Annotated in this window: 22 protein-coding genes and 2 tRNA genes; 2 read left to right on the top strand and 22 right to left on the bottom strand. The window is 62.1% G+C overall.

Annotated features, from left to right (window positions below):
* Positions 1–9 precede the first annotated feature (9 nt).
* The 13 genes from truB to rlmE form a co-directional block, all read right to left on the bottom strand.
* Complete coding sequence (truB, locus tag LU671_RS19585) at positions 10–927, bottom strand: tRNA pseudouridine(55) synthase TruB (protein ID WP_203648088.1); 918 nt, start codon at positions 925–927, stop codon at positions 10–12.
* 3 nt (positions 928–930) lie between these two features.
* Complete coding sequence (gene rbfA / locus LU671_RS19580; RefSeq protein WP_028691251.1) at positions 931–1,329, bottom strand: 30S ribosome-binding factor RbfA; 399 nt, start codon at positions 1,327–1,329, stop codon at positions 931–933.
* A gap of 116 nt (positions 1,330–1,445) precedes the next feature.
* The gene (gene infB, locus LU671_RS19575; protein WP_110735084.1) at positions 1,446–3,986 is read right to left on the bottom strand and encodes a translation initiation factor IF-2; all 2,541 of its coding nucleotides are present in this window, start codon (positions 3,984–3,986) and stop codon (positions 1,446–1,448) included.
* Positions 3,987–4,013: 27 nt separating this feature from the next.
* Positions 4,014–5,495: a transcription termination factor NusA gene (nusA, locus tag LU671_RS19570; RefSeq protein ID WP_050706987.1), complete on the bottom strand. Its 1,482-nt coding sequence runs from the start codon at positions 5,493–5,495 to the stop codon at positions 4,014–4,016.
* 59 nt (positions 5,496–5,554) lie between these two features.
* Positions 5,555–6,013 (bottom strand): ribosome maturation factor RimP, encoded by a 459-nt coding sequence (rimP, locus tag LU671_RS19565; RefSeq protein ID WP_036986186.1) that lies wholly within the window; start codon positions 6,011–6,013, stop codon positions 5,555–5,557.
* Positions 6,014–6,143: 130 nt separating this feature from the next.
* Positions 6,144–6,220 (bottom strand) — tRNA-Met (locus LU671_RS19560).
* A gap of 98 nt (positions 6,221–6,318) precedes the next feature.
* Positions 6,319–6,404: transfer RNA gene (locus LU671_RS19555), tRNA-Leu, on the bottom strand.
* Positions 6,405–6,422: 18 nt separating this feature from the next.
* Positions 6,423–6,815 carry a preprotein translocase subunit SecG gene (gene secG / locus LU671_RS19550; RefSeq protein WP_203648089.1) on the bottom strand — a complete coding sequence of 131 codons (393 nt, stop codon included), beginning with the start codon at positions 6,813–6,815 and terminating at the stop codon, positions 6,423–6,425.
* Positions 6,816–6,819: 4 nt separating this feature from the next.
* A complete protein-coding gene (gene tpiA, locus LU671_RS19545; protein ID WP_203648090.1) occupies positions 6,820–7,575 on the bottom strand; it encodes a triose-phosphate isomerase in 756 nt (251 codons plus the stop codon).
* 66 nt (positions 7,576–7,641) lie between these two features.
* Positions 7,642–8,982, bottom strand: a complete 1,341-nt coding sequence (glmM, locus tag LU671_RS19540) for a phosphoglucosamine mutase (RefSeq protein ID WP_203648091.1) — start codon at positions 8,980–8,982, stop codon at positions 7,642–7,644.
* A gap of 16 nt (positions 8,983–8,998) precedes the next feature.
* Entirely contained in the window at positions 8,999–9,850 is an 852-nt protein-coding gene (gene folP / locus LU671_RS19535; protein ID WP_232856605.1) for a dihydropteroate synthase, read from the bottom strand.
* Positions 9,851–9,858: 8 nt separating this feature from the next.
* On the bottom strand, positions 9,859–11,766 hold the full coding sequence (gene ftsH, locus LU671_RS19530; RefSeq protein WP_203648093.1) for an ATP-dependent zinc metalloprotease FtsH: 1,908 nt from the start codon (positions 11,764–11,766) through the stop codon (positions 9,859–9,861).
* Positions 11,767–11,969: 203 nt separating this feature from the next.
* Positions 11,970–12,596, bottom strand: coding sequence for a 23S rRNA (uridine(2552)-2'-O)-methyltransferase RlmE (rlmE, locus tag LU671_RS19525; RefSeq protein WP_011532133.1), 627 nt, complete (start codon positions 12,594–12,596; stop codon positions 11,970–11,972).
* Positions 12,597–12,698: 102 nt separating this feature from the next.
* Between rlmE and yhbY the strand changes: the two genes are divergently transcribed.
* Entirely contained in the window at positions 12,699–13,007 is a 309-nt protein-coding gene (yhbY, locus tag LU671_RS19520) for a ribosome assembly RNA-binding protein YhbY (RefSeq protein ID WP_050706991.1), read from the top strand.
* Between the two features lie 160 nt (positions 13,008–13,167).
* Here yhbY and LU671_RS19515 read toward each other — a convergent pair whose 3' ends face one another.
* From LU671_RS19515 to grpE, 8 genes are all read right to left on the bottom strand, one after another.
* Entirely contained in the window at positions 13,168–13,608 is a 441-nt protein-coding gene (locus tag LU671_RS19515) for an MFS transporter (protein WP_232856604.1), read from the bottom strand.
* Entirely contained in the window at positions 13,586–14,068 is a 483-nt protein-coding gene (greA, locus tag LU671_RS19510; RefSeq protein ID WP_082120346.1) for a transcription elongation factor GreA, read from the bottom strand. The genes LU671_RS19515 and greA overlap by 23 nt, the downstream gene beginning before the upstream one ends.
* Entirely contained in the window at positions 14,065–17,286 is a 3,222-nt protein-coding gene (carB, locus tag LU671_RS19505) for a carbamoyl-phosphate synthase large subunit (RefSeq protein ID WP_232856603.1), read from the bottom strand. The genes greA and carB overlap by 4 nt, the downstream gene beginning before the upstream one ends.
* Positions 17,287–17,391: 105 nt before the next feature.
* Complete coding sequence (carA, locus tag LU671_RS19500; RefSeq protein ID WP_232856602.1) at positions 17,392–18,528, bottom strand: glutamine-hydrolyzing carbamoyl-phosphate synthase small subunit; 1,137 nt, start codon at positions 18,526–18,528, stop codon at positions 17,392–17,394.
* Positions 18,529–18,874: 346 nt separating this feature from the next.
* Positions 18,875–19,681 carry a 4-hydroxy-tetrahydrodipicolinate reductase gene (gene dapB / locus LU671_RS19495; RefSeq protein ID WP_203648096.1) on the bottom strand — a complete coding sequence of 269 codons (807 nt, stop codon included), beginning with the start codon at positions 19,679–19,681 and terminating at the stop codon, positions 18,875–18,877.
* Positions 19,682–19,694: 13 nt separating this feature from the next.
* Complete coding sequence (dnaJ, locus tag LU671_RS19490) at positions 19,695–20,819, bottom strand: molecular chaperone DnaJ (protein ID WP_203648097.1); 1,125 nt, start codon at positions 20,817–20,819, stop codon at positions 19,695–19,697.
* A gap of 211 nt (positions 20,820–21,030) precedes the next feature.
* Positions 21,031–22,956 (bottom strand): molecular chaperone DnaK, encoded by a 1,926-nt coding sequence (gene dnaK / locus LU671_RS19485; protein ID WP_102683185.1) that lies wholly within the window; start codon positions 22,954–22,956, stop codon positions 21,031–21,033.
* Between the two features lie 101 nt (positions 22,957–23,057).
* On the bottom strand, positions 23,058–23,612 hold the full coding sequence (grpE, locus tag LU671_RS19480) for a nucleotide exchange factor GrpE (RefSeq protein ID WP_203648098.1): 555 nt from the start codon (positions 23,610–23,612) through the stop codon (positions 23,058–23,060).
* Between the two features lie 182 nt (positions 23,613–23,794).
* Here grpE and recN point away from each other — a divergent pair, with 182 nt between their 5' ends.
* Complete coding sequence (recN, locus tag LU671_RS19475; RefSeq protein ID WP_203648099.1) at positions 23,795–25,468, top strand: DNA repair protein RecN; 1,674 nt, start codon at positions 23,795–23,797, stop codon at positions 25,466–25,468.
* Between the two features lie 263 nt (positions 25,469–25,731).
* Here recN and fur read toward each other — a convergent pair whose 3' ends face one another.
* On the bottom strand, positions 25,732–26,136 hold the full coding sequence (gene fur / locus LU671_RS19470) for a ferric iron uptake transcriptional regulator (protein WP_028691268.1): 405 nt from the start codon (positions 26,134–26,136) through the stop codon (positions 25,732–25,734).
* Positions 26,137–26,141 lie beyond the last annotated feature (5 nt).

The following is a 26,141-nucleotide window of genomic DNA, read 5'->3' as shown; positions in this document are numbered from 1 at the left end:
TGGTTCCGGTCATTCCGACCGAATCAGTCGACGCGGCGCAACGCGCCCGTCTTCGCTCACTTCACCGATACCGATGAAGCGACCATTGTGATCCTGTACCCGGACCATGCCGAACTGCGGCGCGTCCGGCGCACGTACTGCCTGACCATGCAGCCAGTAGAACGCGCTGTGCTCGGACAGCAGCACCAGTGGCCAGTCCTGCAGCCCGCTGTCAGAAGGCATCAGGAAGCGATCGAGCGCTTCGTTGCCGCCTTCGGCGTGGGCTTGTTCGAGTTCCTCGAGCGTCACGGTCTGTGCCAGCTCGAAGGGGCCCGCCTGGGTACGACGCAGTTCGGCGACGTAGGCACCACAGCCCAGCGCCTCACCGATATCCTCCACCAGGGTGCGGATATAGGTGCCTTTGCTGCATCCAACCGAAAGGCGCGCACGGGTGCCTTCGCACTCGAGCAACTCCAAGCGGCTAATAGTAACAGAACGCGCCTCGCGCTCCACTACCTCTCCTGCACGAGCCAGCTTGTACAGCGGCTGGCCATCACGCTTGAGGGCCGAGTACATCGGCGGCACCTGGAGGATTCCACCCTTGAAACGCGGGATCACGGCCTCGATGTCGGCGCGACCAACGGTCACTTCGCGGGTCTGCAGGACTTCGCCTTCGGCATCTGCGGTGCTGGTAGTCTGCCCCATCTGCATGACCGTCTCGTAGCCCTTGTCGGAATCGAGCAGGTACTGCGAGAACTTGGTCGCCTCGCCGAAGCACAGCGGCAGCACGCCGGTGGCCAGCGGGTCGAGGCTGCCGGTGTGGCCGGCCTTTTCCGCGTTGAGCAACCAGCGAACCTTCTGCAGCGCGGCGTTGGAGGTGAACCCCAGCGGCTTGTCGAGCAGGATGATGCCGCTGACGTTGCGGCGAATACGTTTGACCTGGGCCACCGCTTACTCCTTGGCGTCCAGCTCGTCGGCATCCTTGTGCAGGCGGTCTTCGGCCACCGCACGTTCGATCAGTGCCGACAGGTGGACACCACGGCTGACGCTCTCATCGAAGTGGAAGTGCAACTGCGGCACGCTGCGCAGCTGCATCGAGCGACCCAAGTGCAGGCGCAGGAAGCTGGCGGCACTGTTCAGCGCCTTGAGCGACTGCTTCACGGCGTCGGGCGTTTCTTCGCCCATGACGGTGATGAAAACCTTGGCATGGCCCAGGTCGCGGCTGACGTCCACGGCGGTGATGGTCACCAGGCCGACACGCGGGTCTTTGACTTCACGGCGGATCAGCTCTGCCAGCTCACGCTGCATCTGATCGCCGATACGTTGGGTACGGCTGTATTCTTTTGCCATTCTTGCTACCTGTAACGTAAAGCGGCAAACGCCCGGTCAGGCTGAAGCCTGACCGGGCGCTACCTTGTGAGGCGCCGCCAGCCGCCTTACGACGGGGCCTGCGCCACGCTCGCCCCTTACAGGGTACGAGCCACCTGGACTTTCTCGAAGACTTCGATCTTGTCGCCGACCTTGACGTCGTTGTAGCTCTTGACGCCAATACCACACTCCATGCCGTTACGCACTTCGGAGGCATCGTCCTTGAAGCGACGCAGCGATTCCAGCTCGCCTTCGAAGATCACCACGTCATCGCGCAGTACGCGGATCGGACGGTTGCGGTACACGGTACCCTCGATGACCATACAGCCAGCGATGGCGCCGAACTTCGGCGAACGGAACACGTCGCGCACTTCGGCCACACCCAGGATGTTCTCGCGAACATCGCTGCCGAGCATGCCGGTCAGGGCCTTCTTGACGTCTTCGATGATGTCGTAGATCACGTTGTAGTAACGCATATCCAGACCTTCCTGCTCGACGATCTTGCGCGCGCCGGCATCGGCACGCACGTTGAAGCCGAACAGCACCGCGTTCGAGGCCAGTGCCAGGTTGGCGTCGCTCTCGGTGATACCACCGACGCCGCCACCAATGACGCGTACCTGAACTTCGTCGTTGCCCAGGCTGCCGAGCGAACCCTGCAGCGCTTCGAGGGAACCACGCACATCGGTCTTGAGGACGATGTTGAGGGTCTTCTTCTCTTCCTGACCCATGGTCTCGAAGATGTTTTCCAGCTTGCCGGCGTGCGCACGGGCCAGCTTGACCTCGCGGAACTTGCCTTGACGGAACAGCGCAACTTCACGCGCTTTCTTCTCGTCGGCAACCACCGACATCTCTTCGCCAGCGTCGGGCGTGCCGTCCAGGCCAAGGATCTCGACCGGGATCGACGGGCCGGCTTCCTTCACAGGCTTGCCGTTCTCGTCGAGCATGGCACGTACGCGGCCATAGTTCGAGCCGACCAGGACCATGTCGCCCTGACGCAGGGTACCGTCCTGAACCAGGATGGTGGCCACCGGGCCGCGACCCTTGTCCAAACGCGACTCGACCACGACACCGCGACCAGGAGCGGTCGGAGTGGCCTTGAGTTCGAGGATCTCGGCCTGCAGCAGGACAGCTTCGAGCAGTTCGTCGACGCCGGTACCCATCTTCGCCGAAACCTTGACGAACGGCGTGTCACCACCCCAGTCCTCGGAGGTCACGCCTTCGACCGACAGCTCGTTACGGATGCGATCGAGGTCGGCACCCGGCTTGTCGATCTTGTTCACCGCGACAACCAGCGGAACGCCAGCAGCTTTCGCGTGCTGAACGGCTTCGCGGGTCTGTGGCATCACACCGTCGTCCGCCGCCACCACCAGGATGACGATGTCGGTCGCCTTGGCACCACGGGCACGCATCTGGGTAAACGCAGCGTGGCCGGGGGTGTCGAGGAAGGTGACCATGCCGCGGTCGGTTTCGACGTGGTAGGCACCGATGTGCTGGGTGATACCACCGGCTTCGCCAGCGGCCACCTTGGCACGACGGATGTAGTCGAGCAGCGAGGTCTTGCCGTGGTCGACGTGGCCCATGACGGTCACGACCGGAGCACGCGAGGTGGTCTCACCTTCGAACTTCAGCGATTCGGCCAGGGAGTCTTCCAGGGCAGTGTCGCTGACCAGGGTGACCTTGTGGCCCAGCTCTTCGGCAACCAGCTGAGCGGTTTCCTGGTCGAGCACCTGGTTGATGGTGACCGGGGTGCCCAGCTTGAACATGAACTTGACGACTTCAGCGGCCTTGACCGACATCTGTTGCGCCAGTTCCGAGACGGTGATGGTCTCGCCGATGGTCACGTCACGAATGACCGGACCAGTCGGGCTCTGGAAGCCGTGCGCATTGCGCTTCTTGCCCTTGCCCTTGCCACCGCGGCCACGACGGAAGCCATCGCTTTCTTCGTCGGTGGTGCGAGGTGCGGCGCGCGGAGTCGGAGCCTTTTCCTTTTCCTTGACCTTGACCTTGACCGACATGCGCGGCGCTTCGCCACGACCGGCCGCAGCCGGGCCACCACCGCGACGATCATCATCACGGGTACGGCTTTCGTTGCGACGGGTCTCGTCTTTCTTGCGCTCGGCGGCACGGGCGGCGGCGTCTTCGGACACCGGCGCGTTGGCCACTACCGGGGCAGCAGCCGGGGCAGGCTCGGCCTTGGGCGCTGGCGCCGCGGCCGGGGCCTCGGCAGCCTGACGGCGTGCCTGCTCCTCGTTGCGCTGGCGAACTTCGGCGTCAACCTTCTCGCGCGCTGCATTTTCGGCGGCGCGGCGCTCTTCCTGCTCGCGTTTCTGCTCAGCCTGGATCTCTTCCGGGCTGCGCTGCACGAATACTTTCTTCTTGCGTACTTCTACGCTGATGCTCTTGCTACCGGCGACACGCAGAGTGCTGGTGGTCTTGCGCTGCAAGGTGATCTTGCGCGGCTCTTCCGCCTTGCTCTTGTGGCTGCTCTTCAAATGAGTCAGCAGGGTCTGCTTCTCATTGTCGGTCACTACCTGACCGGCGTCGGTGTGCGGCAGACCTGCCTCACGCATCTGCTGCAGCAGGCGCTCTACCGGTGCCTCGACCTCTTGGGCCAGTTCTTTCACCGTGACTTGCGTCATGCACTTCTCTCCTCAGGCCGCGCCTAATTACTCGAACCAGTGGGCTCGGGCGGCCATGATCAACTTGCCGGCACGCTCTTCGTCGATGCCGTCGATGTCGAGCAGGTCGTCAATCGACTGCTCGGCCAGGTCTTCGCGGTTAACCACGCCGCGCACCGCCAGTTCCGCCGCCAGGTCCTTGTCCATGCCCTCGAGGGAGAGCAGGTCTTCAGCCGGATGGGCGTCTGCCAGTTTTTCTTCGGTAGCGATGGCCTTGGTCAACAAACGGTCCTTGGCTCGAGCGCGGAGCTCATTGACGATGTCCTCGTCAAAGCCATCGATGTTGAGCATTTCTTCCAACGGTACGTAGGCAATTTCTTCAAGGCTGGTGAAGCCTTCGTCGACCAGCACTTGTGCCAGCTCCTCGTCGACTTCCAGTTCCTCGATGAAGTTGCGCAGGATGTCGCCTGTCTCAGCCTGTTGCTTGGCCTGGATGTCCTTCTCGGTCATCACGTTCAGGGTCCAGGCAGTCAGCTGGCTGGCCAGGCGGACGTTCTGGCCGCCACGTCCGATGGCCTGTGCCAGGTTGTCCTCGGCCACGGCGATGTCCATCGCATGGGCATCTTCATCAACGATGATCGCGGCAACCTCTGCCGGCGACATGGCGTTGATAACGAACTGCGCCGGGTTCTCGTCCCACAGGACGATATCCACACGCTCGCCACCCAACTCGCCGGATACGGCCTGGACGCGCGAACCACGCATGCCGATACAGGCGCCTTGCGGGTCGATGCGCTTGTCCTTGGAGCGGACGGCGATCTTGGCGCGCGACCCCGGATCACGGGAGGCGGCCATGACTTCGATGAGGCCTTCGGCGATTTCCGGCACTTCGATGCGGAACAGCTCGATCAGCATCTGCGGCGCGGTGCGCGACAGGATCAGCTGAGGACCGCGGTTCTCGGTGCGGATTTCCTTGAGCAGCGCACGCAGGCGCACGCCGACACGGAAGGTCTCACGGGGAATGATGTCTTCGCGGGCCAGCAGCGCCTCGGCGTTGTTGCCCAGGTCGACGATGACGTTGTCGCGGGTGACCTTCTTCACGGTACCGGAGATGATCTCGCCCACGCGCTCGCGGTAAGCATCGACCACCTGGGCGCGCTCAGCTTCGCGAACCTTCTGCACGATGACTTGCTTGGCGGTTTGCGCAGCGATGCGACCGAACTCGATAGACTCGATCTTCTCTTCGATCACGTCGCCAACTTTGGCTTCAGGATGACTTTCCTGAATCTTTGCTGGCCAGACCTCGATTGCCGGATCATCCAGATCCGCTTCTTCGACGACCGTCCAGCGACGGAAGGTCTCGTAGCTACCGGTGTGGCGGTTGATTTCCACACGCAGGTCGACTTCGTCTTCAAAACGCTTTTTGGTTGCAGTGGCCAGGGCCACTTCCAGCGCTTCGAAAATGACGCCGGGCGGTACACCCTTTTCGTTGGATACCGATTCAACAACCAGCAGTACTTCTTTGCTCATCGTACGCCTCGCCTTGCGCAAGCCATTGGCCCCGGATCTTTCACCGGGCCCGGCACGTCTCAGTCAAAACTGGGAATAATATTGGCCTTGTCGATCGAGTCGATCGGCAACAGGAACTCGTGCTGGTCCACCTGCACCACCACATCCTGCTCCTCCACACCGCGGAGAAGGCCCTGGAAGTTACGACGGCCCTCGAAGGGCGTACGCAGCTTGATCTTCACCTGCTCGCCGGCATGCGCAGCAAACTGTTCTAAGGTGAACAGCGGGCGGTCCATGCCTGGAGAGGACACCTCGAGGGTATATTCAGAGCTGATCGGATCTTCCACATCGAGAATGGCGCTTGCCTGACGGCTGACGGCTTCGCAGTCGTCCACCAGGATCCCGTCTTCCTTGTCGATGTAGATACGCAGTACCGAATGCTTGCCTTGGGAGACGTATTCGATCCCCCAGCATTGGTAGCCCAGGCCCTCGACCACCGGGGCCAACAAGGCCTGCAACTGTTCTAGCTTGCTCGACACCTGAACCCCCTCGTGCATGCTGTGCAAATAAAAAATGGGCGAAGCGCCCATCCCTGAAAGCGCCGTTGGACAACGACGCCGAAAACTGTTCGGCTAGCAAAAAGCCCCTGAAAAGGGGCTCTGCTGAAGCTGGTTGCGGGGGCTGGATTTGAACCAACGACCTTCGGGTTATGAGCCCGACGAGCTACCAAGCTGCTCCACCCCGCGACAAAGCTGGGGCGAAAGTATAAGACTGAACCCTTTGCCGGGTCAATCCGACCTCCACCTGCAAGAAAGCCCGCTAAAGCGGGCTCTCATGCTTCAATTGGTACCGAGAAGGGGACTCGAACCCCTACACCCTATGGGCACAACCACCTCAAGGTTGCGTGTCTACCAATTCCACCACCTCGGCAATACTACTTGAAACCCGTTACTGCTGCTCTTTGGCTGGAGGAGGTACGTCACCAGTATTGGTGGTTTCACTCTTCTGCTGCTGGAGCACCGGTACATCATCATTGACTGCCGGCTTTGGCTCTTTGACTTCCAGCACTGCTGGATCTGGCAGACCAACTTGAGTCAGCTGGTGAGCCTGCTGCTTGGCGAAGTATCCTAACCCAAGTGCAGTCAAAAAGAAAGTGGCAGCAAGTATAGCAGTAACTTTACTCAAAAAGGTAGCGGAACCTTGGCTTCCGAACACAGTATTTGAAGCACCTGCGCCGAAAGATGCACCGGCTTCCGCACCTTTACCCTGTTGCAGCAGCACCATTACAACCAGTGCCAACGCTGCCAACAGATGAAAAACAACTACGACTGTTTCCAGCATTTGTTCAGTTTCCTGCGGCGCGACAAATTGCACCGAATTCGTCTGCGTTCAGGGACGCTCCACCAATGAGCCCCCCATCGATATCCGGCATGCCGAACAGTTCAGCCGCATTGGCCGCCTTCACGCTGCCGCCGTAGAGAAGTTGCACTTTTTCGGCAACTTCGGCGTCCTTCGCCGCCAACTGCTTGCGGATGGCTGCATGCACATCCTGGGCTTGCTGTGGCGAGGCCGTCAAACCAGTACCAATGGCCCAAACAGGCTCATAGGCAATAACCGCATTGGCGAAAGCCTTGATACCGAACGCGTCGATAACACTGCTTAGTTGACGCCCTACAACTTCGAGCGTCTCGCCTGCCTCACGCTCTGCAAGAGTTTCCCCTATACACAGCACTGGCGTCAAACCACTTTTCTGTGCGGCTGCAAACTTTTGATTCAGCACTTCGTCTTTTTCACCAATAATCTGGCGACGTTCGGAATGCCCAATCAAGACATATTTGCAACCGACTTCAGCCAACTGACTCGGAGCAACTTCGCCGGTCAGAGCGCCTTGTTCAGGCTGTACTGCAGAATTCTGTGCGCCTACGTTGATTCCCTTACCCTCCAAGCCATCAATCACTTGATTGATGAACAGGGATGGTGGAAACACCGCGACTTCCACTCCGCTCGGCAGGGACAATTTGCCCAAGCCCTGGGTCAGCTCTACGACGCTGGCGCGGGTACCGTGCATCTTCCAGTTACCAGCTACCATGGGGCGACGCATGCTTTACCTCGTCGGTCAAAGTGGGCGCAGATCTTACCCAACAAGATCTGCGCTGGCAAGCCTCTTTCAGGCACAAACTTCTTCGACCAGCTTGGCCAGAGCTTCGGCATGGCCACGCACCTGGTTTTCATCATCGCCTTCGACCATCACCCGCACCAGCGGCTCGGTACCGGACTTGCGCAACAGCACCCGCCCACGACCGGCCATCGCCTCGGTGGCCTTGGCGCTGGCTTCCTTGACCAGGGGGTTCTCCAGCGGGTCGTTCTTGCCGGCCGCGAAGCGCACGTTGATCAGCACCTGCGGGCATTTGCGCACGGCCTGGCGGGCCTGGGCGAGGTTTTCGCCACGGCGTTTGAGCGCCATCAGCACCTGCAGCGCGGCGATGATCGCATCACCAGTGGTGGTGTGACTGCCACAAACGACATGACCGGAATTTTCACCACCCAGCAGCCATTCGCGCTCAAGCAGTTCGGCCATGACATAGCGATCGCCCACCTTGGCCCGCACGAACGGGATATCCAGTTCCTTGAACGCCAGCTCCAGGCCCAGGTTGCTCATCAAGGTACCGACCACGCCGCCCTGCAGCTTGCCACGCTCCTGCATGTCGCGACCGATGATGAACAGCAGCTCGTCCCCGTCGACGATGGCACCGGTGTGATCGACCATCAGCACGCGGTCGCCGTCGCCGTCGAAGGCGATGCCGAGATCCGCATGACCGACCAGGACCGCCGCCTGCAGCGATTCGATATGGGTCGAACCGCAGCCCTCGTTGATGTTCAGACCATCCGGGGCGGCGTGCAGCACGGTGACATCGGCACCCAACTCACGAAACACGCTCGGCGCGACCTTGTAGGTGGCACCATGAGCGCAGTCCACGACGATCTTCAGGCCTTCGAAGCTGGTGCTGCTGGGCACGCTGCTCTTGCAGAACTCGATGTAGCGCCCCGCCGCGTCATTGATGCGCGAGACCTTGCCCAGCTTGCTGGACTCGACGACATTCATCGGCTGGTCGAGCAGTTCCTCGATCATCAGCTCGACTTCGTCCGGCAGCTTGGTGCCAGCACCGGAGAAGAACTTGATGCCATTGTCGTCATGGGGGTTGTGCGAGGCGCTGATGACGATACCGGCCTCGGCATGGAAGGTGCGGGTCAGGTAGGCGATGGCCGGCGTCGGCATCGGGCCGAGCAGCATCACGTCGGCACCGGCCGCGGACAGGCCTGCCTCGAGCGCGGATTCGAACATGTAGCCGGAGATCCGCGTGTCCTTGCCCACCAATACGCGGCAGGTGCCCTGCTTGCGGAAGGCCATGCCGGCGGCCCAGCCGAGTTTCAGCATGAAGTCCGGGGTGATCGGGAATTGGCCTACGCGACCACGGATACCATCGGTACCAAAGTATTTTCTGCTCATAGTGACTCCAATGTTCTTATTCGGCGTTCTGGACCGCGGCGATCATGCGCACGACATCGACGGTTTCGGCGACATCGTGTACCCGCAGAATACTCGCGCCCTTGGTCATGGCCAGGGCGGCCAGGGCCAGACTGCCGTAGAGCCGCTCGCCGACCGGACGGTCCAGCGCGAGGCCGATCATGCTCTTGCGCGAGACACCCACCAAGAGTGGCCGCCCCAGGCGATAGAGCGCTTCCATGTGTTTGAAAAGGCTGAGGTTATGCTCAAGGGTCTTGGCAAAGCCGAACCCTGGGTCGAGGATGATGCGCTCAGCCCCGATGCCGGCCGCCGCGCAGGCGGCCATACGCTGTTCAAGATAGCGCGTTACATCGGCTGTCACATCCTCGTACTGCGGATTGTCCTGCATGGTGCCCGGCTCGCCACGCATGTGCATCAGGCACACCGGCAGGCCGGTATCGGCCGCCGCATCGAGGGCGCCATCGCGCTCCAGGGCGCGCACATCGTTGATCAGCCCCGCACCAAGGCGGGCCGTCTCGCGCATGACCGAAGGCGTGGAGGTGTCGACCGAGATGATCACATCGAGCCGACTGCTGATCGCTTCGACGATCGGCGCTACACGCTCCAGCTCCTCGATGGGCGATACCGCACGCGCCCCCGGACGGGTGGACTCGCCACCTACGTCGATCAGGGTCGCACCGGACGCTACCATCTCCTCGGCATGGCGCAAGGCCACATCGCGCTGGCTGAAGCGCCCACCATCGGAGAACGAGTCTGGGGTGACGTTGAGGATACCCATGACATGGGTACGGGACAAATCAAGAACCCGGTTGCCGCAAGGCAACCGGGTCGGGTACTGCGTCAAGCTCATAGATACCCTTAGTGTTGAGCCGCTGGACCGCCGATCGGCGACTCCGGACGATCATCCTGGGAAGCCTGGTTGCCGGAGGTACCGGAATCATTGTCCCAGTCACGCGGCTCGCGCGGGGTACGACCTGCCATGATGTCGTCGATCTGGTCGGCATCGATGGTTTCGTACTTCATCAAGGCCTCGGCCATGGCGTCGAGCTTGTCACGGTTGTCGGTGAGGATCTGCTTGGCCGTGGCGTAGCACTGATCGATGATGCTGCGCACCTCGGAATCGATCATCTTGGCAGTCTCGCCCGAGACGCTGGCATGCTGGCTCCCCGCGCTGCGACCGAGGAACACCTCGCCCTCTTCTTCGGCGTACATCAGCGGGCCGAGTTTCTCGGACAGGCCCCACTTGGTGACCATGTTCCGGGCGATCTGGCTGGCGCGCATGATGTCGTTGGAGGCCCCGGTGGTGACACCGTCGAAGCCCAGGGTCATCTCTTCGGCGATACGGCCACCGTACAGCGAGCAGATCTGGCTGATCAGCGCGCGCTTGGACAGGCTGTAGCGATCCTCTTCCGGCAGGAACATGGTCACGCCCAGGGCACGGCCACGGGGAATGATCGACACCTTGTAGACCGGGTCGTGCTCGGGAACGACGCGACCGACGATGGCGTGGCCCGCCTCGTGGTACGCGGTGTTCTGCTTCTCTTTCTCGGACATGACCATGGTCTTGCGCTCGGCGCCCATCATGATCTTGTCTTTGGCCAGTTCGAATTCCTTCATTTCGACCACGCGCTTGCTGGACCGCGCGGCGAACAACGACGCCTCGTTGACCAGGTTGGCCAGGTCGGCACCGGAGAAGCCTGGCGTACCACGGGCGATGACCGCCGCGTTGACGTTCTCGCCGATCGGCACCTTGCGCATGTGCACCTTGAGGATCTGTTCGCGACCGCGGATGTCCGGCAGGCCGACCACCACCTGGCGGTCGAAGCGACCGGGACGCAGCAGCGCCGGGTCGAGCACGTCGGGACGGTTGGTCGCGGCGATGACGATGATGCCATCGTTCATTTCGAAGCCGTCCATCTCGACCAGCAACTGGTTCAGGGTCTGTTCGCGCTCGTCGTGACCGCCGCCCATGCCGGCGCCACGGTGGCGACCGACGGCGTCGATCTCGTCAATGAAGATGATGCACGGCGCGTGCTTCTTGGCCTGCTCGAACATGTCGCGAACACGGCTGGCACCCACGCCGACGAACATCTCGACGAAGTCGGAACCGGAAATGGTGAAGAACGGTACCTTGGCCTCACCGGCAATGGCCTTGGCCAGCAGGGTCTTACCAGTACCGGGCGGACCGACCATCAGCACGCCGCGAGGGATGCGGCCGCCCAGGCGCTGGAACTTGCCCGGGTCGCGCAGGAACTCGACCAGCTCGCCAACCTCTTCCTTGGCCTCGTCGCAACCCGCGACGTCAGCCAGGGTGGTTTTCACCTGGTCTTCGGACAACAGACGCGCCTTGCTCTTGCCGAAGCTCATCGGCCCGCCCTTGCCACCAGCGCCGCCCTGCATCTGGCGCATGAAGAACATGAACACGGCGATGATCACCAGGATCGGGAAGCTCGCCACCAGCAACTGGGTCCAGATGCTCTGCTGCTCAGGCTGCTTGCCTTCGACGGTGACGTGGTTGTCCACCAGGTCGCCGATCAGGCCGTTATCCGTGATGGCTGGGCGGACGGTCTTGAAGTTGTCGCCGTCAGTGCGCTTGCCGGTAATGATGTAGCCGTCGACGGTCACGCGCTCGACCTTGCCATCCTTGACCTGCTGGATGAAGTCGGAATAGTTGAGGGTCTGCGGCTCGTTAGGGCTCGAGAAGTTGTTCATCACCGTCACCAGGACGGCGGCGATGATCAACCAGAGGATCAGATTCTTTGCCATGTCGTTCAATTCGCTACCCTCTGAGGCCGGCGCACGACGCAGCCGTGCCTCGCATGATATTCATCGCCCTAACTTACTACATTACCCACGCATCCGCAGGCACCGTCTGTAACCCTTTGTGAAAGCTAGACTACACGAAGTTCGGACGATCCAGACGGAGCCGCCGATTGGAAATAACTATCAGCAACCCCGCAATACGCCTTTCATGCGCCCTTGAAACCCTTGCCCAGCAGGTACTGTTCGCGGGAGCGATCCCGCGAGGACGACGGCTTGCGCATCTGCACCTTGTCGAACTTGCTGCGCACGTCCTTCAGGTACATGTCGAAACCCTCGCCCTGGAAGATCTTGATCAGGAAATCCCCGCCGGGCTTGAGCACGCGGGTCGCCAGATCCAGGGCCAGTTCGCAGAGGAACATGGCGCGCGGCATGTCCACCGCGGGCGTACCACTCATATTGGGGGCCATATCGGAAATCACAAGGTCTACATGCGAATCACCGACCGCCTGCAGGATCTGCTGCAGCACTTCGTCCTGGGTAAAGTCGCCCTGGATGAAGGTAACGTCCGGGATCGAGTCCATTTCCAGGATGTCCGAGGCGATCAACCGCCCTTGGCCACCAATCAGACGACTGGTCACCTGCGACCAGCCACCGGGTGCTGCGCCGAGGTCGATCACGCTCATGCCGGGGCGGATCAGGCGGTCTTTTTCCTGGATCTCCAGCAGTTTGTAGCTCGCACGCGAGCGGTAGCCATCCTTCTGCGCCTGTTTCACAAAAGGATCGTTGAAATGCTCTCGCAGCCAGTTTGCGCTGCTTTTGGAACGTTGTACCACGGGGCACCTCGATGATATGCGTCGTGTTTGACTGGGCGGAGCCAGGGGCCCTCGGGTAAAATGCCCGTCAATTTTACAGAATCAGACGAAAAGGGTCAGATTATGCCGCTCAATAACGAGCAGAAGAAGCAATACAAGTCCATTGGTCATGACCTGAAGCCGGTCCTGATCGTTGCTGGCAACGGTTTGAATGAAGGCGTGATCGCCGAACTGGAACGCGCCCTGGTCGATCACGAGCTGATCAAGGTCGAGATTCGCTCGGAAGATCGCGAGGAACGCGCCGAGACCATCGCCGCACTGTGCAAGGCCGGCCGCGCCGAACTGGTGCAGACCATCGGCAAGAAAGCGCTGATCTACCGCAAGAACCCACAGCCGAACAAGCAGCTGTCCAACATTCACCGTTACAAGTAACGCCCAGGACAGCGCAATACCCATGTAGGAGCGGCCTTGTGCCGCGAAAGGGCTGCGAAGCGGCCCCAGGTATCAGCTTCGTTGCAGATAATACTGGGGCCGCTTTGCGGCCCCTTTCGCGGCACAAAGCCGCTCCTACAAAGGCCGCGTCACACTTCGGCTACCGCCGTGCCCTGACCGGGACCGGCTGGGCCACCAGCACGATGCCGGAGAAGCCCAGCACCAGGAAGCAGAACATCTGCCAACGCTCGCCCACGGAAATCCCGTAGCGCAGCGTGTAGTAGCTGACGCAGGCGCCGAAGCCGAGCAGCAGCATCTGACCGCGGAATTGCCGCCACCAGGCCGCCAGGCCATCCACCCTCGCCAGCACCGCCAACTGGGTCAACAACCCGAGCATGGCCACACCAATCAACCAGCGGTCGATCTGCGCAGCCACGTCGTGCACCAGCAACGGCGCCAGGCCGCTGACCTTGAGCGCAGGCACCAGCCCCACGTGGAACACCCACAGGCCGCCGACCCAGAACACCTGGGCCAGCTGCCAGAGGATCCCCTCGAGGGATGGCGCCCGCAGGCGCCGGTCAGATGTGTTTGACTTCGACAATCTCGTACTCGACCGTACCGTTCGGCGTCTTCACGACCACCGTGTCACCTTCTTCCTTGCCAATGATGGCACGGGCGATAGGTGCACCGCTGGAAAGCTTGCCTTTCTTCACGTCGGCTTCATCTTCGCCAACGATCTGGTAAGTCACCTGATCGCCGGTTTCAGTATTCTCAAGATCGACGGTGGTGCCGAAGATAACCTTGCCGGTGTGGGCGATGGTGGTGACGTCGATCACCACCGAGTTCTGCAGACGGCCTTCGATATCGCGGATACGCGCCTCGACCATGCCCTGCTCCTCGCGGGCGGCGTGGTACTCGGCGTTTTCCTTGAGGTCGCCCAGCTCGCGAGCCTCGCCGATCGCCTGGCTCAGGCGCGGACGCTCGGTCTTGCTCAGGAACAGATGCTCTTCCTCCAGGGCGCGAGCGCCCTGGACGGTCATCGGGTACTTGGTAATGCTCATGCTTTAAGTCCTGCATGCAGATCCTGCAGGCGACGAACGGTCTTTTCCGGACCGAATTTCAGCGCCTCGCAGATGGCTTCACCGGCCGCAATGGTGGTGGTGCAGTAGATCTTGTGCTGCAACGCATTGCGACGAATCGAGTAGGAGTCGGCGATCGACTGGCGGCCTTCGGTGGTGTTGATGATCAGCGACACTTCGTCGTTCTTGATCATGTCGACCACGTGCGGACGACCTTCGGTCACCTTGTTCACGCGACGCACTTTCAGGCCGGCCGCCTCGATCACCTTGGCGGTGCCGACAGTGGCGACCACTTCGAAGCCCAGGGCGATCAGGTCGCGGGCGACGCCAGCCACCTGCGGCTTGTCGTCGTCACGCACGCTGATGAACGCGGTACCGCCGGTCGGCAGCACTTCGCTGGCACCCATCTGGGCCTTGGCGAAGGCTTCGCCGAAGCTGTCGCCGACACCCATGACTTCACCAGTCGATTTCATCTCAGGGCCGAGGATCGGGTCAACCCCCGGGAACTTGGCGAACGGGAAGACGGCTTCCTTGACGCTGTAGAAGTTCGGGATGATTTCCTCGGTGAAGCCCAGCTCTTTCAGGGTTTTACCGGCCATGACACGGGCCGCGATCATCGCCAGGGAGGTGCCGATGCACTTGGAGACGAACGGCACGGTACGCGAGGCGCGCGGGTTGACCTCGATCACGTAGATCTTGTCGCCCTGCAGGGCCAGCTGCACGTTCATCAGGCCGACCACGCCCAGTTCCAGGGCCATTTTCTTGACCTGGACGCGGACTTCGTCCTGCACTTCCTTGCTCAGCGAGTAAGGTGGCAGCGAGCACGCCGAGTCACCGGAGTGAACACCGGCCTGCTCGATGTGCTGCATGATCGCGCCAATCACCACGTCGGTGCCGTCGCAGACCGCATCCACGTCCATTTCGATGGCGCAGTTGAGGAAGTGGTCGAGCAGCACCGGGCTGTCGTTGGACACCTGGACCGCTTCGCGCAGGTAGCGCTTGAGCTCGTCCAGCTCGTAGACGATCTCCATGGCGCGGCCGCCCAGCACGTAGGACGGACGAACCACCAGCGGGTAGCCGATCTTGCCAGCGGCAGCGATGGCTTCGTCTTCGCTGCGCACGGTAGCGTTTGGCGGCTGCAGCAGGTTCAGGCGCTGAACCATCTGCTGGAAGCGCTCACGGTCTTCGGCGCGGTCGATGGCGTCCGGGCTGGTACCGATGATCGGTACGCCGGCTTCTTCCAGGGCACGGGCCAGTTTCAGCGGGGTCTGGCCGCCGTAGTGGACGATGACGCCCTTCGGCTTCTCGACGCGGCAGACTTCCAGCACGTCTTCCAGGGTCAGCGGCTCGAAGTACAGACGGTCGGAGGTGTCGTAGTCGGTGGAGACGGTTTCCGGGTTGCAGTTGACCATGATGGTCTCGTAACCGTCTTCACGCAGCGCCAGTGCGGCGTGCACGCAGCAATAGTCGAACTCGATGCCTTGGCCGATACGGTTCGGGCCGCCACCCAGGATCATGATCTTGTCGCGGGTCGACGGGTTGGCCTCGCACTCTTCCTCATAGGTCGAGTACAGGTAGGCGGTGTCGGTGGCGAACTCGGCGGCGCAGGTGTCGACGCGCTTGTACACCGGGAACACTTCCAGCTTGTGGCGGTGACGGCGCAGGTTCTTGTCGGTGATGCCGAGCAGCTTGGCCAGGCGCTGGTCCGAGAAGCCCTTGCGCTTGAGGCGCAGCATGTAGTCCTTGTCGATCGACGACAGGGCCAGGGTCTTGACCTTCTCTTCTTCCTTGATCAGGTCTTCCATCTGCACCAGGAACCACAGGTCGATGCCGGTCAGGGCAAAGATTTCCTCGATGGTCATGCCCGAACGCATGGCGTCGGCAACGTACCAGATGCGCTCGGCGCCTGGCACGGTCAGCTCGCGCTTGAGGATGCCGGCAGCCTCAGGGCTGGCCAGGTCGACTTTCGGGTCGAGGCCGCAGGCGCCGACTTCCAGGCCGCGCAGGGCTTTCTGCAGGGACTCCTGGAAGGTGCGGCCGATGGCCATGACTTCACCCACGGATTTCATCTGGGTGGTCAGGCGGGCGTCGGCTTTCGGGAATTTCTCGAAGGCGAAGCGCGGCAGCTTGGTGACGACGTAGTCGATCGACGGCTCGAAGGACGCTGGGGTACGGCCGCCGGTGATGTCGTTCTGCAGCTCGTCGAGGGTGTAACCGATGGCCAGCTTGGCAGCGATCTTGGCGATCGGGAAACCGGTAGCTTTCGATGCCAGGGCCGAGGAACGCGAAACGCGCGGGTTCATCTCGATCACGACCATGCGGCCGGTATTCGGGCAGATACCGAACTGCACGTTGGAACCGCCGGTCTCGACACCGATTTCACGCAGCACCGCCAGCGAGGCGTTGCGCATGATCTGGTATTCCTTGTCGGTCAGGGTCTGTGCCGGGGCAACGGTGATCGAGTCACCGGTGTGCACGCCCATCGGGTCGAAGTTCTCGATCGAGCAGACGATGATGCAGTTGTCCTTCTTGTCGCGGACCACCTCCATCTCGTATTCCTTCCAGCCGATCAGCGATTCGTCGATCAGCAGTTCCTTGGTTGGCGACAGGTCCAGACCACGGGTGCAGATTTCTTCGAACTCTTCACGGTTGTAGGCGATACCACCGCCAGTGCCGCCCATGGTGAACGACGGACGGATGATGCATGGGAAGCCGAGCTTCTCGAGAACCGCATTGGCCTCTTCCATGCTGTGGGCGATACCGGAGCGCGGGCACTCCAGGCCGATGTCCTTCATCGCCTTGTCGAAGCGCGAACGGTCTTCGGCCTTGTCGATGGTGTCGGCGTTGGCACCGATCATCTCGACGCCGAACTTTTCCAGGACGCCGTGACGCTCCAGGTCCAGGGCGCAGTTCAGTGCGGTCTGGCCACCCATGGTCGGCAGCACTGCGTCCGGGCGCTCTTTCTCGATGATCTTGGCCACCGACTGCCATTTGATCGGCTCGATGTAGGTGGCGTCGGCCATGGCCGGATCGGTCATGATGGTGGCCGGGTTGGAGTTCACCAGGATGACGCGAAAACCTTCCTCGCGCAGGGCTTTGCAGGCCTGGGCGCCGGAGTAGTCGAATTCGCAGGCCTGGCCGATCACGATCGGGCCAGCGCCGAGAATCAGGATGCTTTTGATGTCTGTACGTTTTGGCATGGTTGTCACTCAAATCCGGGGTCAGTCGGCAAGCCGCTTTGAACAATCTGGGTCAGGCGCTTCCGGGCGCGGCGCGAGCCGGCCCGGGGCCTTGAAGCAGGATGCTCAGCGGCGCTTGGCCATGGCATCGGTGAAACGATCGAACAGTGGCGCGACGTCGGTCGGGCCTGGGCTCGCTTCAGGGTGACCCTGGAAGCTGAACGCGCTCTTGTCGGTACGCTCGATACCCTGCAGGGTACCGTCGAACAGCGACTTGTGGATGGCGCGCACGTTGCCCGGCAGGGTGGCTTCGTCGACGGCGAAACCGTGGTTCTGGCTGGTGATCATGACCACGCCGGTGTCCAGGTCCTGGACCGGGTGGTTGGCACCGTGGTGGCCGTGGCCCATCTTCACGGTCTTGGCGCCGGAGGCCAGGGCCAGCAGCTGGTGGCCCAGGCAGATACCGAACACCGGGATCTCGGTCTCGAGGATTTCCTTGATCGCCTGGATCGCGTAGTCGCACGGCTCGGGATCGCCAGGGCCGTTGGACAGGAACACGCCATCAGGATTGAGCGCCAGGACTTCGCTGGCCGGGGTCTGGGCGGGCACCACGGTGACGCGGCAGCCACGGGCGACCAGCATGCGCAGGATGTTCAGCTTGACGCCGTAGTCGAAGGCGACGACGTGGTACGGCAGGTCGGCGGCGTCAATGGTCGGGTGGCTGTCGGTCTTCAGCTCCCAGACGCTGGAGCGCCACTCGTAGCGCTCCTTGGTCGAGACCACCTTGGCCAGGTCCATGCCCTTCAGGCCCGGGAAGGCGCGGGCAGCGGCGATGGCGGCTTCTTCGCTGATGTTGTCGCCAGCCAGGATGCAGCCGTTCTGGGCGCCTTTCTCACGCAGGATGCGGGTCAGGCGACGGGTGTCGATACCGGCAATGGCGACGACGTTGTTGGCTTTCAGGTATTCAGGCAGGGACTGGGTGTTGCGCCAGTTGCTGGCCAGCAGCGGCAGATCGCGAATCACCAGGCCCGCGGACCAGACGCGATTCGATTCGGCGTCTTCGGCGGTGGTGCCGGTGTTGCCGATGTGCGGGTAAGTCAGGGTAACGATTTGCTGGGCGTAGGAAGGGTCTGTGAGGATTTCCTGGTAGCCGGTCATTGCAGTATTGAACACGACCTCACCAACGGTCTGACCGTCGGCTCCAATGGCTTCACCGCGAAAAATGCTGCCATCGGCAAGGGCGAGTATGGCTGGCTTAGTCAAGAAGACCTCCCGTAAATCAAGCCTGAAAGGGCGATCGCAGGTTGCAAAAAAGCGGAATGACGTATGGACACGTCACCCCGCTTTTATGCTGAATTAGTCTGCGCGCTTTTAGTGGACACACTAAAGCTGTAGCTTACAGAAAAATGCGTTTTGGGTCTACCGGGAATGTGTCTCTAAAACGCAGGATTGCGACAGAGGGGACATTGCAGCAGCCCCGAGCGTGTAGGAGCGGCCTTGTGCCGCGAAAGGGGCGCGCAGCGGCCCCGGCAATTCTGAGTGGTTCAGAGATCCTGGGGCCGCTGCGCGCCCCTTTCGCGGCACAAGGCCGCTCCTACAGGGGACGGTGTCAATGCAGCTCGAGCACATCCTGCATGTCATACAGCGCAGGCTCACGCCCATCCAGCCACAGCGCCGCGCGCACCGCACCCTTGGCGAAGGTCATGCGGCTCGAGGCCTTGTGGGTGATTTCCAGGCGCTCGCCTTCAGCGGCGAACAGCACGGTGTGATCACCGACCACATCACCGGCACGCACAGTGGCGAAGCCGATAGTCTTGCGGTCACGGGCGCCTGTCTGGCCTTCACGGCCATATACCGCCACTTCCCGCAGGTCACGCCCCAGCGCATTGGCAACCACTTCACCCATGCGCAGCGCGGTCCCCGACGGCGCATCGACCTTGTGCCGATGGTGGGCCTCGATGATCTCGATATCCACGTCATCACCCAGCACCCGTGCCGCCATGTCCAGCAACTTGAGACTGAGATTGACGCCCACGCTGAAGTTGGCGGCGAAGACGATCGGGATCTCCTTGCCTGCCTCGACCAGCAACGCCTTCTCCTCGGCGCTGAAGCCGGTGGTACCGATGACCATGGCCTTGCCCGCCTTGCGGCAGAACGCCAGGTTCTTCAGGGTCACCGACGGATGGGTGAAGTCGATCAGCACATCGAACTCATCGACGACCTTGGCCAGGTCGTCAGAGATGGTCACGCCGATGCGCCCCAGGCCCGCCAGCTCGCCCGCGTCGGCACCGACCAGGGAGCTGTCCGGACGATGGATGGCCGCGGTCAGGCCGGCCTTCGGCGCCTGCTGCTGCACGGCCTCGACCAGCACCTTGCCCATGCGCCCGGCGGCGCCCATCACTGCAATACGTCGCATAGCCTGTTCCTTCTCAGAGATCGCCGAAGAAGCGCTTCATGCCCTCGAACCAGCCACTGGCCTTGGGCGAATGGGAGCTGTCACCTTCAAGGGAATCACGCAACTCCTCGAGCAGCTCGCGCTGACGACGACTGAGGTTGACCGGTGTCTCCACCGCCACGCGGCACAGCAGGTCGCCCGCCGCGCCACCGCGCACCGGCGCCACACCCTTGCCGCGCAGACGGAACTGCTTGCCGGTCTGGGTGCCTTCGGGAATCTTCAGCTTCACGCGACCGTCGAGGGTCGGCACTTCCAGCTCGCCACCCAGGGCGGCGTCGGTGTAGCTGATCGGCACTTCGCAGTAGAGGTGCTTGCCGTCGCGCTGGAAGATCGGGTGCTCGCGCACATTGACGACCACATAGAGGTCACCGGCAGGGCCGCCATGGGCGCCCGCCTCGCCTTCGCCAGACAGACGAATGCGATCACCGGTGTCGACACCGGCCGGCACCTTGACCGACAGCGTCTTGTATTCCTCGACACGGCCTTCGCCATGGCACGAGCCGCAAGGGTCGGTGATGATCTTGCCCTGGCCGTGGCAACGCGGACAGGTCTGCTGCACGGCGAAGAAGCCCTGCTGCATGCGCACCTGGCCGATGCCGCCACAGGTCGGACAGGTCGACGGGGTCGAGCCCTTCTTGGCGCCAGAGCCGTCGCACGGCTTGCAGTTGACCAGCGTAGGCACACGGATGTTGACCGTGGTACCGCGCACCGCCTCTTCGAGGTTGAGCTCGAGGGTGTAGCGCAGGTCGCTGCCGCGCTGGACACCGCCACGACCGCCACCGCGGCCGCCGCCGAAGAAATCGCTGAAGACATCACCGAAGATGTCGGAGAAGTTGGCGCCACCGAAACCGGCACCGCCGCCACCCATGCTCGGGTCGACGCCGGCGTGGCCATACTGGTCGTATGCCGCGCGCTTGCTGGCATCGGACAGCACTTCGTAGGCCTCGTTGGCCTCCTTGAACAGGTCTTCCGATTCCTTGTCGCCCGGGTTGCGGTCCGGGTGGTACTTCATCGCCAGACGGCGGTAGGCCTTCTTGAGATCACCTTCACTGGCGCCACGCTCGACACCCAGGACCTCATAAAAATCACGCTTTGCCATAGGTCATATGCACTCTTGGGGGCGTTCGGCATACCTCGGCGCATCGTGCGCCATGCCACCAGCACCTGTCGTCATAGGCGAATACGCCGCGACAGATGCCGTAAATAATTCTCGTGTTCCAGACACGCCAACGCGGGAGCAAGCTCCCGCGCGGCGACATCCTACCAGTTCACCGACAAACGACGGTGAACCGGCCGACAACATGCAGGAATTACTGCTTGTTGTTGTCTTTCACTTCTTCGAACTCGGCGTCAACCACGTCATCGTGCTTGGCTTCCGGCTCGGCCTGCTGGGCGCCGCCCTGCGGTTGCTCGGCCTGCTGCTCGGCGTACATCTTCTGAGCGACTGGCGCCGAGACCTTGGACAGCTCCTCGACCTTGGCGTCGATGGCGGCCTTGTCGTCGCCTTTGACGGCGGCTTCCAGGGCGACCACGGCGGCCTCGATGGCGGTCTTCTCTTCAGCGGTGACCTTGTCACCGGCTTCAGTGACCATCTTGCGGGTCGAGTGGACCAGCGCGTCACCCTGGTTACGGGCGGCGGCCAGCTCTTCGAACTTGCGGTCTTCCTCGGCGTTGGCCTCGGCATCACGCACCATTTTCTCGATTTCTTCGTCGGACAGGCCGGAGTTGGCCTTGATCACGATCGACTGCGCCTTGCCAGTAGCCTTGTCCTTGGCACCTACGTGCAGGATGCCGTTGGCGTCGATGTCGAAGGTCACTTCGATCTGCGGTACGCCGCGCGGTGCTGGCGGAATATCAGCCAGGTCGAACTTGCCCAGCGACTTGTTCTGCGAAGCTTGCTTGCGCTCACCCTGCAGCACGTGGATGGTCACGGCGCCCTGATTGTCGTCGGCGGTCGAGAACACCTGCGACTTCTTGGTCGGGATGGTGGTGTTCTTCTCGATCAGCGCGGTCATCACGCCACCCATGGTTTCGATACCCAGGGTCAGCGGGCTGACGTCCAGCAGCAGTACGTCCTTGACGTCACCGGCCAGAACGGCGCCCTGGATGGCAGCACCCATGGCGACGGCTTCGTCCGGGTTGACGTCTTTACGAGCTTCTTTACCGAAGAAGTCGGCAACGGCTTTCTGCACCATCGGCATACGGGTCTGGCCGCCGACCAGGATCACGTCGTCGATCTTGCTGGCGTCGATGCCGGCGTCTTTCAGGGCGATGCGGCATGGCTCGATGGTACGGTTGACCAGGTCTTCGACCAGCGACTCCAGCTTGGCGCGGGAGATCTTCACGTTCAGGTGCTTGGGACCGGTGGCATCTGCAGTGATGTACGGCAGGTTGACATCGGTCGACTGAGCGGAGGACAGCTCGATCTTGGCTTTTTCAGCAGCTTCTTTCAGACGCTGCAGGGCCAGGGGATCGTTCTTCAGGTCCATGCCGGACTCTTTCTTGAACTCGTCGACGAGGTAGTCGATCAGGCGCATGTCGAAGTCTTCGCCACCCAGGAAGGTGTCGCCGTTGGTGGCCAGTACTTCGAACTGGTGCTCACCGTCGACTTCGGCGATTTCGATGACCGATACGTCGAAGGTACCACCACCCAGGTCATAGACGATGACAGTGTGGTCGCCCTTGCCCTTGTCCATGCCGTAGGCCAGCGCGGCGGCGGTCGGTTCGTTGATGATACGTTTTACGTCCAGGCCAGCGATGCGGCCGGCGTCCTTGGTCGCCTGGCGCTGGCTGTCGTTGAAGTAGGCCGGAACGGTGATGACCGCTTCGGTGACCGGCTCGCCGAGGTAGTCTTCGGCGGTCTTCTTCATCTTTTTCAGGACTTCGGCGCTGATCTGCGGCGGAGCCATCTGCTTGTCGGCGGCCTCGACCCAGGCGTCACCGTTGTTGGCCTTGACGATCTTGTAAGGCACCAGCTTGATGTCTTTCTGCACGACATCTTCTTCGAAACGGCGGCCGATCAGGCGCTTTACCGCGAACAGGGTGTTGTGCGGGTTGGTGACCGCCTGGCGCTTGGCCGACTGGCCGACCAGGATCTCGCCGTCGTTGGCGTAGGCGATGATCGAAGGCGTGGTGCGCGCGCCTTCGGCGTTCTCGATGACCTTGGCGGTGCCGTTTTCCAGCACGGAGACGCAGGAGTTGGTGGTCCCCAGGTCGATACCGATGATTTTACCCATGTTGATTCTCCCGAAACTTGAATTTGGTAGCAGCGACTGCTTTGGCCAACTGCACTAATACTTGAAGGCTTGACACCTAGATGGGGGTGTCCGGAAAGATTTCAAGCCTTTTCGTTGATCGAAGGCTGCGGGGCGCTCGGCGCCTTGCTGACCACCACCATGGCAGGGCGCAGCAGACGGCCGTTAAGCTGATAGCCCTTCTGGAACACTTTGAGCACGCTATTGGGCTCCACGTCGGCACTCTCCTGCATGGCCATCGCCTGATGGTGCTCGGCGTTGAATGGCTGGCCGTGCGGATCGATGGCCTCGAGGCTGTAGCGCTTGAGGGTGTCCTGGAACATCTTCAGGGTCAGCTCGATACCTTCGCGCATCGGCTTGATGGTTTCGTCGTCGGCGCTGGACAGCTCCAGGCCACGCTCCAGGCTGTCGATGATCGGCAGCAGGTCGCCGGCGAACTTCTCCAAGGCGAACTTGTGGGCCTTCTCGACATCCTGCTCGGCACGGCGGCGGATGTTCTGCAGGTCGGCGGCAGCGCGCAGGGACTGGTCCTTGGCGGCGGCCAGCTGCTCCTCGAGCTCCAGTACGCGGGCATCGGCATTCGCGGCGCCTGCTTCTTCGGAATTCAGGTTCTTCTCATCCAGCTGTTCGTCAGCCATTGGGTTTCTCCTCCACGATTTCTGTCGTGCGAGCCAGGCTCGCCATGTCTTGCCGGCTATATGGGGTCGGAAAAACCAGGTTCAAGGGGGAAGGTGCTTTTCCACATTCGTCGACCGGCTATTGGCAGACTCGCGAAAAGCACTGTATAAATATCCAGACAAGACCCTTCGGGAGCCGCCCCATGCTGGTGCACCTGTCCATTCACAACTACGCCATCGTCGAACACCTCGACCTCGAGGTCGCCCGTGGCATGTCCGTCATCACCGGCGAGACCGGGGCCGGCAAGTCGATCATGCTCGACGCCCTCGGCCTGGCCCTGGGCGATCGCGCCGATAGCGGCGTGGTGCGCCCGGGCACCGACAAGGCCGACATCCTTGCTACCTTCGACCTGGTCGACATCCCCGAGGCGCACGCCTGGCTAGCCGAGCGCGACCTGGATAGCGACGGCCCGTGCATCCTGCGCCGGGTGATCACCGCCGAGGGCCGCAGCCGTGGCTACATCAACGGCACCCCCTGCCCACTGGGCGACCTCAAGGCCCTGGGCGAGCTGCTGATCGACATCCACAGCCAGCACGAACACCAGTCGCTGTTGAAGACCGACACCCACCGCCGCCTGGTGGACGAGTACGCCGGCGCCAGCGACCTGGCCCGCCAGGTCCAGCTGGCCGCCAAGCGCTGGAACCAGACGCGCCAGGAACTGGAGCGCCTGAGCAATTCCGGCGATGAGCAACGGGCGCGTCATCAGTTGCTCAGCTATCAGCTGGAAGAACTCGACAACCTCGGCCTTGGCGAGAACGAACTGGAACAGCTGGAGCAGGAGCACAAGAACCTGACCAACGCCGAGGCGCTGTTCGGCATCTGCCGCCAGGTCATCGACCAGTGCAGCGAAAGCGACTCGGGCAACGTGCTGAGCGCCCTGACCGTCAGCCTCAACCGGCTCACCGCGGTCGTCAACGGCCCCAAGGCACTGGGCGAGGCGGTCAACCTGATCGCCAGCGCGCAGATCCAGGTGGAGGAAGCCGTCGGCGAGCTCAACCGGTTCCTCGACAACTTCGACGCCGACCCGATGCGCCTGCAGGCTCTGGAAGAGCGCCTGGATACTATCTATACCCTCGCCCGCAAGCACCGCGTACACCCCACCGAGCTGCCGAACCTGCAGCAGCGCCTGATGGTGGAGCTGGAAGGGCTAAACGCCAGCGACGAGTCGATCGAGCGCCTGGGCGAGGAGCTGGCCGCCTACGCCCAGCACTATAAAGAGAAGGCCGGCGAGCTGAGCGCGCTGCGCCAGCAGGCCGCCAAGCAGCTGGCCACCGCCGTCGAGCAGGAAATCCAGCGCCTGGGCATGCCCGGCGGACGTTTCTGCATCGAGCTCACGCCCTTCGACAACGGCGACCTCTCGCCCCATGGCCTGGAACAGATCGAACTACTGGTCAGCGCCAACCCCGGCCAGCCACTCAAAGGCCTGGCCAAGGTCGCCTCGGGCGGCGAGCTGTCGCGTATCAGCCTGGCGATCCAGGTGATCACCGCGCAGACCTCGCGCATTCCCACCCTGGTATTCGACGAAGTGGACGTGGGGATCGGCGGCCCGACCGCGGAAATCGTCGGCCAACTGCTGCGTCGTCTCGGCGAGCGCGGCCAGGTACTGACCGTGACCCACCTGCCCCAGGTGGCCGCGCAGGGCCATCACCACCTGTTCGTGCACAAGGTGCGCAACAGCGACACCACGCACACCGCCGTGGCCAGCCTGGGCAAGCGCGAGCGGGTCGAGGAAGTGGCGCGGATGCTGGGCGGGATCGACCTGACCAAGGAATCGCTGGCCCATGCGCGCAAGATGGTGGTGAGCAGCAAGGCCTGAGCCTGCGCCCCCCTGTAGGAGCGGCCTTGTGCCGCGAAAGGGCTGCGTAGCGGCCCCCTGTAGGAGCGGCCTTGGCCGCGAAAGGGCTGCGTAGCGGCCCCTGCGATTCTAAGTCATGCAGAGATCCCGGGGCCGCTGCGCGCCCCTTTCCGGCCGGTCCAACGCCTCGGCAAGGCCGCTCCTACAAGGGGATTCGCATTACAGCTCTGAAAGCACAAAGGCGACCCGGAGGTCGCCTTTGTCATCAATAACGATCTGAATCGTTACTTCTTTTTACGCACATACAGAACCAGATTGTGGTCCACCAGCTCGAAGCCATGTTCGGCAACGATCTCCTTCTGGCGTTTCTCGATTTCGGCATCGAAGAATTCAATGACTTCACCGCTGTCCACGTTGACCATGTGATCGTGGTGCTTGCCATCCGCCAGCTCGAACACCGCGTGGCCGCCATCAAAGTTGTGGCGCTCCACCAGGCCCGCCGCTTCGAATTGGGTCAGTACGCGGTACACGGTCGCCAGGCCGACATCCTCGCCAGCTTCCATCAGCGCCTTGTAGACATCCTCGGCACTCATGTGACGTTGCTCGGCCGAGTCGAGCATCTGAAGAATCTTGACTCGAGGCAGGGTTACCTTGAGGCCCGCTTTGCGCAATTCGCTATTTTCAACCATGGTCA

This window comes from Pseudomonas sp. NMI760_13 (assembly GCF_021283245.1).
GTDB lineage: Bacteria > Pseudomonadota > Gammaproteobacteria > Pseudomonadales > Pseudomonadaceae > Aquipseudomonas > Aquipseudomonas peradeniyensis.
Note: the sequence above shows the minus strand (reverse complement) of the source record. Positions and strands in the feature narration are given on the sequence as shown.